Here is a 15794-nt window from a genome sequence, read left to right as displayed (position 1 = left end):
ATGTGCGGCTTAGCAGGAGTTGTTTGTTCACACTCTTCAGATTTTTCAGAAAAAAATTTACAGACTATGCTTAATAAAATTGAGCACAGAGGCCCTGACGACTATGGTATATGGACTTCAAATAATATACTCTTAGGCCACAGGCGCTTATCTATCCATGATTTAAGTAGTGCTGGGCATCAGCCAATGCATAGCCATTCTGGACGTTTTACCATTGTATTTAATGGAGAAATATATAACTTTGAAGAAATACGAGCACAATTGCCACACATAGAGTGGCGAGGAACCTCGGATACAGAAGTTATGCTTCATGCTATAGATATTTTGGGAGTAGAAAAGTCACTTCAAATATTTAATGGTATGTTTGCATTTGCTCTTTGGGATAATGTAGAACAGTGTTTAACCTTAGCCCGTGATAAGTTTGGTGAGAAACCCCTGTATTATGGCGTGATTAATAACCATTTTGTTTTTGCATCAGAACTTACTTGCATAGAAGCTGAATTTGGTGAATATTTAACTATCAATAAAAGCGCGATTGCCAAGCAGGCAGCTGTTTCATATATACCAGCCCCTCTGAGTATATACAAGGAGGTGAAAAAGCTTCAAGCGGGTAGTTTTGTCCAGTATAAAGGTAGTAAGTTAAATGATGTCAGAACGTTTTGGTCATTAGCTAGCGTTATTGAGAAGGCTAAAAAAGATCAATTCAGTAATGATGAAGAGGCGGTCGATCATCTTCATGGTTGTTTAAAGCGTGCCGTAAAGCAAAGAATGGCTTCAGATGTACCTTTAGGGGCTTTCTTATCTGGTGGAGTTGATTCTAGCTTAGTTGTCTCGCTAATGCAGACGCAATCGGATAAACCGGTTAACACTTTTTCAATTGGCTTTGATGTGCCAGGTTATAACGAGGCTGAGTTTGCTAAAGAAGTAGCTGACTATTTAGGCACAAACCACCACGAGAAATACTTTACACCAAAAGATGTATTGGATGTGGTTCCCCGTTTAGGTGCTATGTTTGACGAGCCTTTTTCAGATGCTTCCCAGATGCCAACATATTTAGTTAGTGCTATGGCAAAAGAGAAGGTCACCGTTGCGTTGAGTGGTGATGGTGGTGATGAGTTATTTAGTGGGTATAATCGTTATACAGCTACTCCTGCAATTTGGGATAAAATATCGAAAGTACCAGCACGACAGTTTATGGCTTCAGTCATAAAAAAAACGCCTAATTCTATTCTTAATACACTTTTTTTCTTTCTCACTAAAAAGGCTTCAAGCTACGGCAGGCAGGGAAAAATTGGCCCCAAGTTAAAGGCTTTAGCTAATTGGTTAGGTGCAACCTCAATAGAAGAATTTTACAGGCAGTCAATAACACACTGGAAAGAGAGTGATAATCTGGTTTTCGGTAGCTTAGAGCATAACCTATTAGAATTTTTATCAACTGATGAAGTGACGATTAAAGAGTTTGGGGAGTGGATGATGTATCTAGACTCTATGACCTACTTGAGTGGGGATATTTTAACTAAAGTTGATAGAACGGCTATGAGTGTTAGTTTAGAGGGGAGAATTCCTCTTTTAGATCCCTCTGTAGTTGAAGCCGCATGGAGAATGCCATTTTCAATGAAACAAAAAGGTAATATTGGCAAGTGGCCATTAAAGCAAGTTTTATATCAATACTTACCACGTGAAATGATGGAAAGACCTAAAATGGGATTTGGTGTTCCAATTCATGATTGGCTTAGGTCAGAATTAAAAGAATGGACTCAAGATTTACTCTCATTTGAAAGATTAAAAAATCAAGGTTTATACAACCCAGTATTAGTTCAAGATACGCTAACTAAGCATTTAGAAACTCAAGAAAATAATGCAGCTAAATTGTGGGATATTTTAATGGTACAGGCTTGGTTTGATGCTGATACAAGTAGGCTGAGACGTCTATAATGCAACACGTATTCTTAATCGGAACTCTTCCTAGTTCAGTTTATAATTTTAGAGGGGAACTTGTAAGAGCTATCGTTAATAATAAGGGCTGTAAAGTAAGTGCTCTAGCTTCTAAGGCGAATACTGAAGATATAAAAGCCGTTGAGCAGTTAGGTGCTAATTATATTGATTATTCTGTTAGCCGCAGTGGTTTAAACCCTAAAGAAGACTTTAAAACCTTTAAGGCTTTGCAAAATATTTTTAAAGCGCAATTACCCGATGTAATTTTAGCTTACACTATTAAACCAATTATTTGGGGGGCCTTCGCTGTGCGTTGTCTGCCAAATAGCCGTTTTTATGCGCTAGTAACCGGCTTAGGGTTTGCTTTCCAAAGAGGAAATTGGAAAAAGAACCTTTTGATGAAGTTGGTTGTTTTTTTATATAAAACAGCATTAAAAAAAGCTGATAAAGTTATTTTTCAAAACACTGATAATCAAAAAGTTTTTATTAACCTGGGTATAGTACCAGAATATAAAACGGTAGTTGTTAATGGCTCAGGCGTTGATATAACTCATTTTGACGTTAAACCACTACCTGTTACTTCTTCATTTTTGCTTATTGCTCGCTTGTTAGGTGATAAAGGCATTCGTGAATATATTAAAGCTGCAAATATCGTTAAACAAAAATACCCTGATGCGGTATTTCAGTTAGTTGGTCCAGAAGATCCATCGCCAGATGGCATCTCCCTTCAAGAATTAGCACAATTAAATAATCAAAAAGCAGTTGAGTACCTTGGCGCAACTAATGATGTTCGCCCTTATATAGAAAGGTGTAGTATTTTTGTTCTACCTTCGTACCATGAAGGGTTACCACGTACTGTATTAGAGGCAATGGCAACAGGGCGACCAGTCTTAACAACGGATGTGCCCGGTTGCCGTGAAACCGTTGTTAATGGTAAAAACGGTTGGTTAGTTGAAAAGGCTAATGTAGAGCAACTAGCTGAAAAAATGATTTGGTTTATCGAAAATCCTAACGAGTGGAGACGAATGGCTGAGGATAGTAGAGTTATGGTTGAAGATAAGTTTGATGTACATAAGGTTAATAAAGAATTGATAAGTATTATGGAGCTTGATAAATGAAACGCTTATTTGACTCTATAGTTGCTTTAACCGCTCTGCTTATTTTACTACCAGTAATAATTTTAGTGGCAGTACTTATTCGCTTTAAACTTGGCTCACCCATTTTATTTACCCAAGAGCGCCCTGGCTTAAATAGTAAGATATTTAAAATGATGAAGTTTAGAACCATGCTTGATGGTAAAGATAAGTATGGAAATTTACTGCCCGATAATGAACGTATGACTAAATTTGGTGCATTTTTACGTTCTACTAGCTTAGATGAACTACCTGGTTTATTTAATGTATTAAAAGGTGATATGAGTTTAGTAGGCCCGCGCCCGTTATTAGTTCAATATTTACCGCTTTATAGTGTTGAGCAAGCGCGTAGGCATAATGTTCGCCCTGGTATTACTGGTTGGGCACAAGTGAATGGTCGCAATGCTATTAGTTGGGACCAAAAGTTTAAGCTCGATGTATGGTATGTAGATAATCAAAGCTTTTTACTCGACTTAAAAATATTATTGCTTACAGTTAAAAAAGTATTTGTACGAGAAGGTATCAGTGCAGACGGGCATGTAACTATTGAGCCATTTAAAGGCCCAAATAATGACTAAAGAGTTAACTATAGTAGGTGCAAGCGGTCATGGCAAAGTAGTTGCCGATATTGCAGAGCAGCTTGGTTTTACTGTTAAATTTTATGACGATGCTTACTCAAGGAAAAAATATATTGAACATTGGCCAATACACGGTACATGCGCCGATTTAATAGCCTTAAGAAACACTAATACTTCAGATAATCACGATGTTGTTGTTGCGATTGGTAATAATGAAATACGTCAACAAAAAATACAGTTATTAAAACAAAATAGCTTTAACTTAATTACTTTAATTCATCCAACTGCAATTATAAGTCAATATGCCGAGGTAGCGCCGGGCACAGTGATTTTTGCAGGGGCTATTATTAACGCTTTTGCGAATGTTGGTGTTGGGTGTATTATAAATACAGCCGCAGTTATTGAGCATGACTGCAGTATTGGTGATTTCACCCATATTTGCCCTAATGTGGCTTTAGCGGGTGGCGTTGCTGTTGGTAGTAAAAGCTGGGTCGGTATTGGTAGCCAAGTAAAGCAATTAATTACGATTGGTGATAACTGTGTAATTGGTGCTGGTAGTACAGTTGTAAAAAATATACCTGATAATGTAACAGCGTTTGGCTCTCCCGCTGTTGTAATAAAAAGCCACTGAAAATACTTTTTATGATCTTTTCTATATAGAATAAATAGGAATAACATGTTAAATACCCCTTTCCCTCCTTGGCCTAGCTTCACTCAAGAAGAAGCAGACGCCGTAAGTCGTGTAGTTTTGTCGAACAAAGTAAACTATTGGACTGGTACTGAAGGCCGTGAGTTCGAAAAAGAATTTGCAACTTGGGCTGGCAGTGAATACGCCATTGCTTTAGGTAATGGTACACTAGCGCTCGATATTGCTTTAAAAGCACTTGATGTAGGTACGGGCGATGAAGTAATCACTACGCCACGTACATTTTTAGCGTCTGCCTCAAGTATTGTTACCGCAGGTGCAGCTCCTGTTTTTGCCGATGTTGATTTAAATAGCCAAGCAATTACAGCCGAAAGTATTAAAGCCGTACTAACACCAAAAACTAAAGCGGTTATTGTGGTGCATTTAGCAGGTATGCCTGCGGAAATGGATGACATAATGGCATTGAGTAAAGAACATGGCTTTTATGTAATAGAAGATTGTGCACAAGCGCATGGTGCTAAATATAAAGGTCGCTCAGTAGGAAGTATTGGCCATGTGGGCGCGTGGAGTTTTTGCCAAGATAAAATAATGACCACTGGCGGCGAAGGCGGCATGGTAACCACAAACTCAAAAGAGTTATGGTCTGCCATGTGGAGCTATAAAGACCACGGTAAAAGCTTTGATGCTATTTATAACCGTGAGCACCCGCCAGGATTTAGATGGTTACATGAAAGCTTTGGCACCAACTGGCGCATGACTGAAATGCAAGCAGTACTAGGCCGTATTCAATTAACGCGCATGAATGACTGGACTACTAAACGCCAAGCGCACGGTGCTGAGCTTGATAAAGCCGCCAGTGAATTTGACTGTATTCGTTTAGTAACAGTACCAAGTTATATTGAGCACGCCGAATACAAACACTATATGTTCGTTAAGCCTGAGCAACTAGATGATGGTTGGGATCGCGACCGTATTGTTAACGAAATAGTTGAACGCGGTGTACCATGTTTTCAGGGAAGTTGCTCAGAGGTTTACCTTGAAAAAGCGTTTGATAATACCCCGTGGCGCCCAGAAAAACGTTTGCCTAATGCAGTAGAGCTCGGTGAAACATCGTTGATGTTTTTAGTACACCCAACACTTACTGAAGCTGAAATAGCTAAAACAACGCAAGTGATGAAGGAAGTGTTTGAAAAAGCTTCTAAGTGATTGATTAACCACAGAGAACACCGAACTCACAGAGGAAGGCAAAGGGCCTGTTATTTACATTTTTGCTTTAATCTACACCTTCTCTGTGTAGCGAAGCGCCTCAGCTCCCTCGGTGGTAAAATACTTTTTAAGTAACTTATTCACCACAGAGAACACCGAGTTCACGGAGGTAGAGATTAAAGAATGGATAGACTTATATTTTTACTAGTTTTTTCTCAGTGTAGCGAAGCGCCTCTGTGCCCTCGGTGGTAAATAAAAAATAGTGTTAAAGCTAAGGAAGGCAATGTTATGACAATAGATATCATCACGCAAAAAGTGATTGGTTGTGCTATTGAGGTTCATAAACAGCTTGGGCCAGGTTTGTTAGAATCAAGTTACGAAAGTTGTTTAATGTATGAGCTTATTCAGGCTGGATTATTAGCTGAGTGTCAGGTAGCACTACCTATAATTTATAAAAATGTATCAATTGATGCCGGCTATAGGTTGGATATTTTATTACCTAATAAGTTAATAATAGAATTAAAAGCGATTGATAAATTACTGCCAATTCATTCAGCACAGTTGATTACATATCTGAAGTTAAGTGATATTAAAACTGGTTTATTGATTAATTTTAATGTCACTAAATTAGTTGATGGTATAAAACGTATTCGTGTTTAAGAGAGCTATTCACCACAGAGGAAAATATGATAAATGGCTTGGCTCTTCTCTGTGTAGCGCAGCGCCTCTGTGTCCTCTGTGGTTCAAAGGGTTTTAAGGGATTGGTTCTCGGTGTTAAAAAAAGATTTTTAAGAGATTTATTCACCACAGAGAACACCGAGTTCACAGAGATAGATGTTAGAGAATAAGTAGATTTATATCATTACTAGTTTTTTCTCAGTGTAATGCAGTACTTCTGTGTACTCGGTGGTGAATAATAAGTAATTACCCTCATTCACTTATCTTTGTGAAAATGGGCTTTAATAAGCTGCATAACTGACAAAATTTTGTAGAACCTAGAACCTAGAACCTAGAACCTAGAACCTAGAACCTAGAACCTAGAACCTAGAACCTAGAACCTAAAGCACTAAAAGGAAACGTGTTATGGATAGCTTTATCCGCTCAATTATTAATGCCCCGCGTGCTAAAAAGCGTGTTATTACTTTATGTATCGATTCACTTTTTATAGCAGCCGCTTTTTGGTTAGCGTTAATAGTAAGGCTTGATAGCTTAGAGCCATTAAGTGTTACTAGTAATTGGTTATTATTAATACTTTTAATTCCCATTAGTTTATATACGTTTATTAGCTTGGGCTTGTATCGCGCTGTTTTGCGGTATATAAACTCACAAGCAGTATGGGCCATTATACTCGGTACGCTTATCACTACGGTAAGCTTGGTGTTACTAGCATTTTTTGTTGGTATAGATATACCACGTACGATGCCATTTATTTTTGCTTGGCTATGTTTATTAACCGTAGGTGGTTCACGCATCATAGTGCGCGCACTGATAGGAAGAATGACCACCAGCAACAAAGATGCGGTTATTATTTATGGTGCAGGCTCGTCTGGGCGTCAATTAGCAACGGCTTTAAATGCAGGCCCTGAGTATTTTGTCAGTGCGTTTATTGATGACGACGTGACAAAACATGGCTCTATAATACAAGGCATACCGGTACGTGCGTTTAATGACATACATGAATTAATAAAAAAACGTAAGGCAACCAAAGTGCTGCTTGCTATGCCTAGTGAAACACGTGCAAGGCGCAAAGAAGTACTCGCACAACTTGAGCCATTAACCATTAAAGTACTTTCAATCCCGGGCATGGCCGATATTGTTGAAGGTAAAGCAAAACTCTCTGAATTTAGAGATGTTGAAATTGAAGATTTACTAGGGCGCGACCCAGTAACCCCTAAAGATGATTTAATGACCGCCAATATAACCAATAAAGTAGTGATGGTTACTGGTGCGGGTGGATCAATAGGCTCTGAGCTGTGTAGACAAATAGTTAAACTCAAACCAACTAAATTGGTTTTGTTTGAGCGCAGTGAAATCGCCCTTTATTCAATTGAAAAAGAATTGGGTGAATACATAACTAACAACACACTAAATATTCAACTCATCCCCATTATGGGCTCAGTACAACGTGTAAACCGCCTTGAAACGGTAATGAGAACTTTTGGTGTGCAAACCATCTACCACGCCGCTGCTTATAAGCATGTGCCATTAGTTGAGCACAATGTAGTAGAAGGTGTTCGTAATAATGTATTTGGTACCTACTACGCCGCAAAGGCCGCTGTTGAGGCTAACGTAGATACCTTTGTTCTAATTTCTACGGATAAAGCCGTACGCCCGACAAATGTTATGGGCGCTACAAAGCGAATGGCTGAACTTGTTTTACAGGGGTTAGCTCAAGAACAAGGCGATAAGCATAATACGCGCTTTTGCATGGTGCGCTTTGGTAACGTACTTGGCTCATCAGGTTCAGTTGTTCCGTTATTTAGGCGTCAAATAAAAGAGGGTGGCCCAATTACACTTACTCACCCAGATATAACCCGTTACTTTATGACTATTCCCGAAGCTGCACAGCTAGTAATACAAGCAGGCGCTATGGGCAAGGGCGGTGATGTATTCGTACTTGATATGGGCGACTCGGTAAAAATAAGTGATTTGGCAACCAAAATGGTTAGGTTATCGGGCCTCGAAATTAAAACCGACGATACCCCGCATGGTGATATAGAAATAAAGTGTACCGGCTTACGCCCAGGTGAAAAGCTGTATGAAGAGCTATTAATAGGCGATAACGTAGAGCAAACACCGCATGAGCGTATAATGACTGCACATGAAGTAATGCTGCCACTCAGTGAGCTTAATGTTTTTATTGATGCGCTTGATATTGCATGTCATAACTTTGAGCATGAAAAAATACGTCAGCTACTACTTGATGCACCAACTGGCTTTAACCCCACTGATGGTATTTGTGATTTAGTATGGAATGCCAGACTTGAAAATGAATCTAAAGATAATACTAAAAGCGTAAATAATGTAGTTAACCTTCAAAGCTAGGGTTAAAGTTAGCAACGAATTTCTTAGTTGATTCTAATTTTTAAAAGTATAAAAAGCGTGAGTTACACACGCGCTTTTTGCTTTTTAAAGCTCTTCTTAAGATTTTTTAATTTATAAGGGAATAATTATGTCTCGTAAGTATTTTGGGACCGATGGAGTAAGAGGTAAGGTAGGTACTTTTCCTATTACTCCTGATTTTGCCATGAAGTTAGGGTGGGCTGCAGGCACTGTTTTAGCTTCAAGTGGCACCAAAGAAATTTTAATAGGTAAAGATACACGTAATAGTGGTTATATGTTTGAGTCAGCAATGGAAGCAGGCCTTTCTGCGGCGGGTGTTAATGTTGCCTTTGTTGGCCCAATGCCTACCCCCGCGGTTGCCTATTTAGCATCAACGTTTAGGGCCGATGCCGGCGTTGTAATTAGTGCATCACACAACCCTTACTACGATAACGGGATTAAGTTTTTTAATAACTATGGCACTAAGCTAAACGATGAACAAGAGCTTGAAATTGAAGCCTTACTAGAGCAGGCATTAAACAACAATGCCATGCAATGTGTAAGCTCAGAGCGTTTAGGTAAAGCGAGGCGTATTAACGATGCCGCAGGCCGTTATATTGAGTTTTGTAAAGGCGTATTTCCAAAAGAGTTAACACTTGAAGGGTTAAAAATTGTTGTAGATAGCGCCAATGGCGCTGCTTATCATATTGCATCTAATGTATATGCAGAGCTAGGTGCAGAGGTTATTAGTATTAATGATAAACCTAATGGGCTAAATATTAACGAGCAATGTGGTGCAACACACCTAAATAGCTTACAAGCCGCTGTATTAGAGCACAAAGCCGATTTAGGTATAGCACTCGACGGCGATGCCGATAGATTAATGCTAGTAGACGATTTAGGTGCAGTAGTTGATGGTGACCAAATACTGTATGTTTTAGCTAAAGCTGCCAAGCTTCAAGGTACTCTGAATGGTGGTGTAGTTGGTACGTTAATGTCTAACTTAGGCTTAGAGCTAGCACTCAAGCAAATGGATATTCCATTTAAGCGCGCTAAGGTAGGTGACCGATATGTGGTTGAGCAGTTAAAACACACCGGGTGGAAGTTAGGCGGTGAAGGTTCAGGCCATATTTTACATTTAGACTATGCGACTACAGGTGACGGCATTGTAGCCTCACTGTTAGTGCTAACCGCGCTTATACAGCAAAAGCAGTCTTTAAGGGACTATGTTTCTGGCATGCAAAAACTACCGCAAGTACTTTTAAATGTGCGTTTAACACAAAATAATGCCGATGAAATACTTAATACTGATTCAGTAAAGCAAGCTGTACTTGATGCCGAAAGTATATTGGCAGACACTGGGCGTGTTTTATTGCGTAAATCAGGCACTGAGCCGCTTATTCGTGTTATGGTCGAGTCTACCGATTCGGTGGCCTCACAAGCGCAAGCTGAGTATATAGCTGCTGCAATTAATAAACTACTTTGAGCTATAGTCATTTAAAAGTAATTTTAGAATATAGCATACGTGATGAAAACTTAGGTACTGACTTTACACGTTTTGTAACTAAATTAGTTAACCCAAAAGAGCAGAGTCACTTAAAAGCAGTTTAAGGTTTAGGTTTTAGGGGCTAGGAAGACAGAGGTTCTAGGAAAGTAAAGGTTATAGGTACTAGGAAAGTGACTAGGCGCTAGGTGTATTATAGCCCACAGCTCGAAGCTCATTGCCCGCAACCCATGGCTTTTCTCATTTTGTTCTCATTCACTTCTCTTTGTGAAAAATGGTTTTAAGTGATTTATTCACAAAGAGGTTAAGAGGCGCTGCGCTGAAGAGAGCATTTATTGTTTTAGGATAAGTATGGATACTAATCATCTCACGCAAAAAGTTATTGGATGCGCAATTGAAGTGCATAAACAATTAGGCCCAGGTTTATTAGAATCTAGTTATGAGTCTTGCCTTTTGTATGAGCTGGAACAAAGTGATTTTATTGTTGAAGCACAAGTTTCATTACCAATTCACTATAAGGGTCTTGAGATCGAAGCAGGCTATAGATTGGATTTATTAATACCCGGTAAATTAATAATCGAGTTAAAGTCAGTTGATAAGTTATTACCAGTTCATTCAGCGCAAACTTTGACGTATATGAAGTTGTCAAAAATCAATGCTGGTCTGTTGATAAACTTTAATACAACTAAGCTTATTGATGGAGTAAAGCGGCTTAATTTAAGTGTTTGAAATAAATCGAGTAACTATGTCTTCTCATTTACGCTCATTCACTTCTCTTTGTGAAAATAGGTTTTAAGTAATTTATTCACAAAAAGTTTAAGAGGCGCTGCGCTTATGAGGTGAAAGGGTAAAGGTGCTAGAAAGTGATAGGAACTAGGTACTAAGCGAAAGGGCCAAGGAGCTAGGTTGAAGGTTTTTCATAGCCCGAAGCCCGAAGCCCGATAAAGCTTGCTTGTTTAACTTTTGCCCTTTAAACTTTTAACCAAGCCCATGGAAATTATAATTTTAAATTTGGATTATTCATGCCTAAATTGAACACCCTGTTTTTAAGCTGTGCAGCTGCACTTAGCTTGCCTATTGCCGCAGATGAAATAAACCACTATCAATCTTTTGCGGGTTATACCGGTTTAATTAATACCCCAAGCGCAGAAGTAATGGACTCTGGTGTAGTTGATATGGGCTACAATAATCAGCTTGATTTTAGAGGGCTGAAGTATATAGATGGCCATAATTTTATTGCTTCAGCTGGATTATTTAAGGGTTTTGAGGTTAGTGGGCAAATAGCATCTAACTCAATTCACGATAATTTATTTTATAGTGAGGGGCGTGGGCAAACCCGTGATTTATCGTTTAACGCTAAGTACCAAATACCTTACATACCTCAAGATTGGTTTAGTGTTGCTATTGGTATGAAGGATATTGGCGGCGCTGCGAATAATTATAAAACCCTATATGCCGTTGCCTCAAAAGAGTTATGGGATTTTAGGTTTAGTGCCGGTGTAGGTGCAAGTGACCGAGCAACTGGCCAGATGGATGGTGCTTTTGCGGGTATAGAGTGGCAACCGTTTAAGTGGTTTAGCTTGCTTACTGAGTATGATGCAGAGGCTGTCAATGCGGCAGCAAGGTTAACCATACCTAAAAAATGGTTATATGATATTGGTGAAATTACCCTAACCAGCCGCTTTTATAGTAGTACTGATTTTTCTGAGGATGAAAGCAATTATTGGGGGGTTAATTTTACCCTGCCTTTAAGTAACCAGGTCAATTACCCACAACCGGCTCCCGCGCCAACACACACTACCGCGGCGTTACCGGCTAAAACCAGTTTAAAACAGCACGCAACAGTTAATGCGCCAACGCCTAGTACGGCAAACGCAGCGCTAAAGCGTGCTAATAATACGGCTAACAAACACACCACCACGCAAGCCGATGTTGCGCGCAGCGGTGTGCATTCAGCGCCTTTAGGTGTTACCTATAGCGAGCCTACGCTTAACAAACAAGCTTTAGCATTAAAAACACAACTAGCTAAAGACGGCTTTGAAAACATAGCCGTGGCTTACAGCGTTGACAAGCAAATATACATTGAGTTTGAAAACGCCACCTTTAACCGTAACGACATAGACGCGTTAGGGTTAGTATTAGGCCGAGTAAGCGAAATAATTACCGAGCAACAGGCTGGGTTTCATATTCAGTTAAATAAATACAATATTGCGCTGTTTACCTTACAAGGCGAGGTAGACAACTACCGCGAATTTATTGTTAATGGTATTACCCCCGATTTAGCCATAACACAAAATGCAGTAACCCCACCCGGTGGGCTTACCTGGATTGGCGCAACGTATGCTAACTCACCTTATTTTAAACCGCGCTTAACCTTAAGCCCCACTATTAGTAATACCTATGCTACAGAGTTGGGTGTATACGATTACTCGTTAGCGCTAAAAGCTGATTTAGAAGTGCCTTTATGGCAAGGCGGCGGGGTTATAGTAAGCGGCCAAGTGCACTTGGCTAATAGCGACGATTACGACAAAAACAAACCGTATCATAACTACAGAAAAGAAACCGGCATAACACGCGCGGCTGTACATCAAACCTTTAAATTGCCGTTTGGTTTTTATAACCAAACGCAAGCGGGCTTTTTTAAAGAATATTACGACTTTGAGGGCATAACCAACGAAACCGCGTGGTTAAGCAAGCAAGGCCGCCATAAAGTAAGTGCCAAGTTAGGTTATTTTGAATACCAAGATTACCTAGGCAGCGAAGAATACCAAGCCCTTTCGTATCAATATAATTGGGTTGAACAAAATATGACCCTGCACGCCCAAGTGGGTAACTACTTTTACGGCGACAGCGGCGTTAAGTTAGAAAGCCGTTTTTGGTTTGGCGACAGCTACATTGGGTTATTTTATGAAAATACCGATGCCCAAAAAGCCGGTGCCAGTATTAGTATTCCGCTAACGCCGCGTAAAGATATGGCTGTTACTCGCTACGGGCAAGTAACCGGTACTAGCGAGTACAGGCATAGCATAAGCTCGCAAATTGGTGAGTCGCATAATCGTTTGGTATTTAACCAAGGGTATACCCCAGGTACAGCGGTAAATTTAGATAATTTACTGTTAAATCAGGGGCGTGCGTCTAGCGATTATATTTACGCTAACTTAGCCCGACTAAAAGAAGTGTACTTAACTTACCGGTAACAATTTCGGTAACAATTTTTTAGCCTAACTATTGTACAAGTTACTAGTTAGTCTATATGATAATAACAAATTAACTGTTTGGCGCTTTATGCGCCTAATTAAAAAATGTTGGTTTTTTGCCCTTTTTGTTGCGTTATAACTATACTTTTTTAAAGTATGCACTACTATATTAACGAGTAAAAAACCTTGTTTATTGATTGTTTATATAAAGGAATAAAAGGACTCCCTATGTTAACTAACAAAAAATCGCTATTAGCCCTGTCTGTAGCATCAACGTTCGTTCTTACTGGCTGTTTAAGCGATGATGACGATAATAAAGTAACACCACCACCGCCGCCGCCACCGGCTGTAGTAGTTCCACCTGAAGCACCTGCAGAAATTAGCGCTGTAGTTTTTGGTAGCGTAGTAGACAGAGCTACAACTGATGTTGTTTCTTCTGAAGTATCGTTTTTTGAGAATGGCGAAGCCTCTACAAACGTTGTTGATGTAGACGGTAACGTTACATCTTCAGTTGTTTCTGAAGATGGTAGCTTTACTTTTCAGTTAAAAGAAGGTGCTAGCGTTTCTCAGGTTACTGCGGTTGTAACTGCATCTGGTTACGTTACAAAAAGCTTTGTAATTGACCTTTCTGATTTTGGTGACGGCGACGTAGAAGTTCAATTACCATTAACTTCAGTAACATCTGAAGGTGTTGCTGCTGTTTCAAAAGATTCTGAAATTTCAGGTGGTAGTTCAGCAGACGACATTACAGCCAGTGTTGAAGGCGACAAAGCGTCGGTAGTTATTCCTGGTGGCACTACTTTACAAGATGCTGACGGTAACATTGTAACGGGTAACTCAGTTAACCTATCTGTTATTACTGGCGACACAAGTACTTCTACAGGCGCTGCAATTACTCCAGAAGGTTTAGAGTCTGGTGATGCAGACACAATTGTAACACCAGTAACTGTAGCAAGTGTAAACATGGTTGATAATAACGGTGTGAAAATTAAAAAATTCTCACAACCTATCAACGTTAACATGGCATTACCTGTAAGCAAAGGTTTTGTAACAGGTGACGAATTAACTCTTTCTTCTCAAAACGAAGATACGGGTGAATGGACAACTGAAACTGAAAAAGTAACAGTAGGTGCATTATCAACTACTGATAGCAATTTTTACAACGCTAGCTTTATGACTGATCACTTAACATTCTTTGTGGCATCTCAAGAAGAAGCACGTTGTACTGACGGCGTTCGCTTGTTGTTCTCAGGTGACGATGTGCCAGCTGGTGGTTTATACGCAACGCTTAGCTCAAGTGATGGTTATGGTGTTTTATTCGTAAAACCTAATGCTGCTTCATCAGGTGCTAATTATAACCCTAATGTTTCTGCAAATGCAGAAGGCCAGCTTACGATAACTGACCGTGAAGGTAATTCGTGGTTTGCATCAGACGGCGAAATTCCACTGTGTGGTGATGTTAACGTAACGCTTGCGTCTCCAGTTACTTACCAATCAGAGTCTTTAGCTATTGTTGCTCAGTGTAGTAACGATACTGATGTTTCTGTTGGTGCTTCTGGTGCGTTAGTTAAATACAGCAGAACTGGCAAAGCTTCTAAAGTTGCTAAAGGTGATGGCGCAGGTAATTATGCCCTTAACGACATGATCGATGGTGAAACTTACAACGTAACTGTTAAATATAAAGGTTCATTAGCAGACATTGCTGATGCTGCATTTACTGTAACAGCTGACGGTGAGAACGAAACTCGCACTGAGTCTTTAGAGTGTGATACAACTACTGGCGGTACCGGTGGTACTGGCGGTAACTAATATTTTGTTAGTTCCTATTGGGGATTAAGCCTAAAAGCCGCATTTATGCGGCTTTTTTTCGTTTTGGGGAAGGGGGAAAGGTAAAAGAGCAGATTTTAGAAATCAGATAGCAGAAATCAAGCAGAGTCGAACCTATTTTTTAAGCTATTTTATTTACCACAGAGGTCACAGAGTGCACAGAGTAAGTGATTAAATATAAAGGTTAAAGGTAAAAGAGCAGGTTTTAGAAATCAGATAGCAGAAATCAGAAATCAAGCAGAGTCGAACCTATTTTTTAAGTTATTTTATTTACCACAGAGGTCACAGAGGAAGTGATTAAATATAAAGGTTAAAGGGTGAAGGTTAAGGGTTAAAGGTTGCGGGCGACGGGTTGCGGGGGAACCACCGTGTTTTAATTGTTTTGTAGGCGGGGCTTTACGCCGCGCACATGTATTTAAAGGTAATAAAATTATGCACAAAGAGGTTAAGAGACGCTGCGCTTTTAGAGGTAGTTAAAGGGCCGCGGGTTAAGACGGGCAACGAGTAATGGGCTACGGGCCTAGGACCTAAAACCTAATAATGATGCGGGGTGAACCCGCTGCTACAGGTATAAAAAAACCTTGCAATGTTAACCGCAAGGTTTTTAAATACCTAACACCTAACACCTAACACCTAACACCTAACACCTAACACCTAACACCTAACACCTAAAACCTAAAAAATAAAAAATACAACATAGAAAAAAAAAAATAAAAAATAAAACAA

11 protein-coding genes are annotated in these 15794 nt (G+C 39.6%); all 11 read left to right on the top strand.

The window, feature by feature from the left end; translation table 11 throughout:
• The 11 genes from asnB to CWC14_RS04875 all read left to right on the top strand — a co-directional run bounded on the left by asnB (position 1) and on the right by CWC14_RS04875 (position 15050).
• Positions 1 to 1935, top strand: a complete 1935-nt coding sequence (gene asnB, locus CWC14_RS04930; RefSeq protein ID WP_138561624.1) for an asparagine synthase (glutamine-hydrolyzing) — start codon at positions 1 to 3, stop codon at positions 1933 to 1935.
• Positions 1935 to 3053, top strand: a complete 1119-nt coding sequence (locus CWC14_RS04925) for a glycosyltransferase family 4 protein (protein WP_138561622.1) — start codon at positions 1935 to 1937, stop codon at positions 3051 to 3053. Before asnB ends, CWC14_RS04925 begins: the two co-directional genes overlap by 1 nt.
• Positions 3050 to 3646 carry a sugar transferase gene (locus CWC14_RS04920; RefSeq protein ID WP_138561620.1) on the top strand — a complete coding sequence of 199 codons (597 nt, stop codon included), beginning with the start codon at positions 3050 to 3052 and terminating at the stop codon, positions 3644 to 3646. The genes CWC14_RS04925 and CWC14_RS04920 overlap by 4 nt, the downstream gene beginning before the upstream one ends.
• Positions 3639 to 4277, top strand: a complete 639-nt coding sequence (locus tag CWC14_RS04915; protein ID WP_138561618.1) for an acetyltransferase — start codon at positions 3639 to 3641, stop codon at positions 4275 to 4277. Before CWC14_RS04920 ends, CWC14_RS04915 begins: the two co-directional genes overlap by 8 nt.
• A gap of 45 nt (positions 4278 to 4322) precedes the next feature.
• Positions 4323 to 5498 carry a DegT/DnrJ/EryC1/StrS family aminotransferase gene (locus CWC14_RS04910; RefSeq protein WP_138561616.1) on the top strand — a complete coding sequence of 392 codons (1176 nt, stop codon included), beginning with the start codon at positions 4323 to 4325 and terminating at the stop codon, positions 5496 to 5498.
• A 288-nt stretch (positions 5499 to 5786) separates the two neighbouring features.
• Positions 5787 to 6158: a GxxExxY protein gene (locus tag CWC14_RS04905; RefSeq protein WP_138561614.1), complete on the top strand. Its 372-nt coding sequence runs from the start codon at positions 5787 to 5789 to the stop codon at positions 6156 to 6158.
• Between the two features lie 423 nt (positions 6159 to 6581).
• Positions 6582 to 8543 (top strand): polysaccharide biosynthesis protein, encoded by a 1962-nt coding sequence (locus tag CWC14_RS04900; RefSeq protein WP_138561612.1) that lies wholly within the window; start codon positions 6582 to 6584, stop codon positions 8541 to 8543.
• Positions 8544 to 8670: 127 nt separating this feature from the next.
• Entirely contained in the window at positions 8671 to 10026 is a 1356-nt protein-coding gene (gene glmM / locus CWC14_RS04895) for a phosphoglucosamine mutase (RefSeq protein ID WP_138561610.1), read from the top strand.
• Positions 10027 to 10395: 369 nt separating this feature from the next.
• On the top strand, positions 10396 to 10773 hold the full coding sequence (locus tag CWC14_RS04885; RefSeq protein ID WP_138561608.1) for a GxxExxY protein: 378 nt from the start codon (positions 10396 to 10398) through the stop codon (positions 10771 to 10773).
• 293 nt (positions 10774 to 11066) lie between these two features.
• Entirely contained in the window at positions 11067 to 13241 is a 2175-nt protein-coding gene (locus CWC14_RS04880) for a YjbH domain-containing protein (protein WP_138561606.1), read from the top strand.
• A 228-nt stretch (positions 13242 to 13469) separates the two neighbouring features.
• Entirely contained in the window at positions 13470 to 15050 is a 1581-nt protein-coding gene (locus tag CWC14_RS04875) for a hypothetical protein (RefSeq protein ID WP_138561604.1), read from the top strand.
• Positions 15051 to 15794: the final 744 nt, after the last annotated feature.

The sequence above is a fragment of the Pseudoalteromonas sp. S3260 genome (assembly GCF_005886925.1).
GTDB lineage: Bacteria > Pseudomonadota > Gammaproteobacteria > Enterobacterales > Alteromonadaceae > Pseudoalteromonas > Pseudoalteromonas tetraodonis.
The sequence above is the reverse complement of the archived record's forward strand: the minus strand, read 5'-3'. Positions and strand labels throughout refer to the sequence as shown.

What these genes read in the sequence shown, in the direction of transcription:
- asnB (WP_138561624.1), top strand. Translation starts at nt 1, where the DNA reads ATGTGCGGCTTAGCAGGAGTTGTTTGTTCACACTCTTCAGATTTTTCA.
- CWC14_RS04925 (WP_138561622.1), top strand. Translation starts at nt 1,935, where the DNA reads ATGCAACACGTATTCTTAATCGGAACTCTTCCTAGTTCAGTTTATAAT.
- CWC14_RS04920 (WP_138561620.1), top strand. Translation starts at nt 3,050, where the DNA reads ATGAAACGCTTATTTGACTCTATAGTTGCTTTAACCGCTCTGCTTATT.
- CWC14_RS04915 (WP_138561618.1), top strand. Translation starts at nt 3,639, where the DNA reads ATGACTAAAGAGTTAACTATAGTAGGTGCAAGCGGTCATGGCAAAGTA.
- CWC14_RS04910 (WP_138561616.1), top strand. Translation starts at nt 4,323, where the DNA reads ATGTTAAATACCCCTTTCCCTCCTTGGCCTAGCTTCACTCAAGAAGAA.
- CWC14_RS04905 (WP_138561614.1), top strand. Translation starts at nt 5,787, where the DNA reads ATGACAATAGATATCATCACGCAAAAAGTGATTGGTTGTGCTATTGAG.
- CWC14_RS04900 (WP_138561612.1), top strand. Translation starts at nt 6,582, where the DNA reads ATGGATAGCTTTATCCGCTCAATTATTAATGCCCCGCGTGCTAAAAAG.
- glmM (WP_138561610.1), top strand. Translation starts at nt 8,671, where the DNA reads ATGTCTCGTAAGTATTTTGGGACCGATGGAGTAAGAGGTAAGGTAGGT.
- CWC14_RS04885 (WP_138561608.1), top strand. Translation starts at nt 10,396, where the DNA reads ATGGATACTAATCATCTCACGCAAAAAGTTATTGGATGCGCAATTGAA.
- CWC14_RS04880 (WP_138561606.1), top strand. Translation starts at nt 11,067, where the DNA reads ATGCCTAAATTGAACACCCTGTTTTTAAGCTGTGCAGCTGCACTTAGC.
- CWC14_RS04875 (WP_138561604.1), top strand. Translation starts at nt 13,470, where the DNA reads ATGTTAACTAACAAAAAATCGCTATTAGCCCTGTCTGTAGCATCAACG.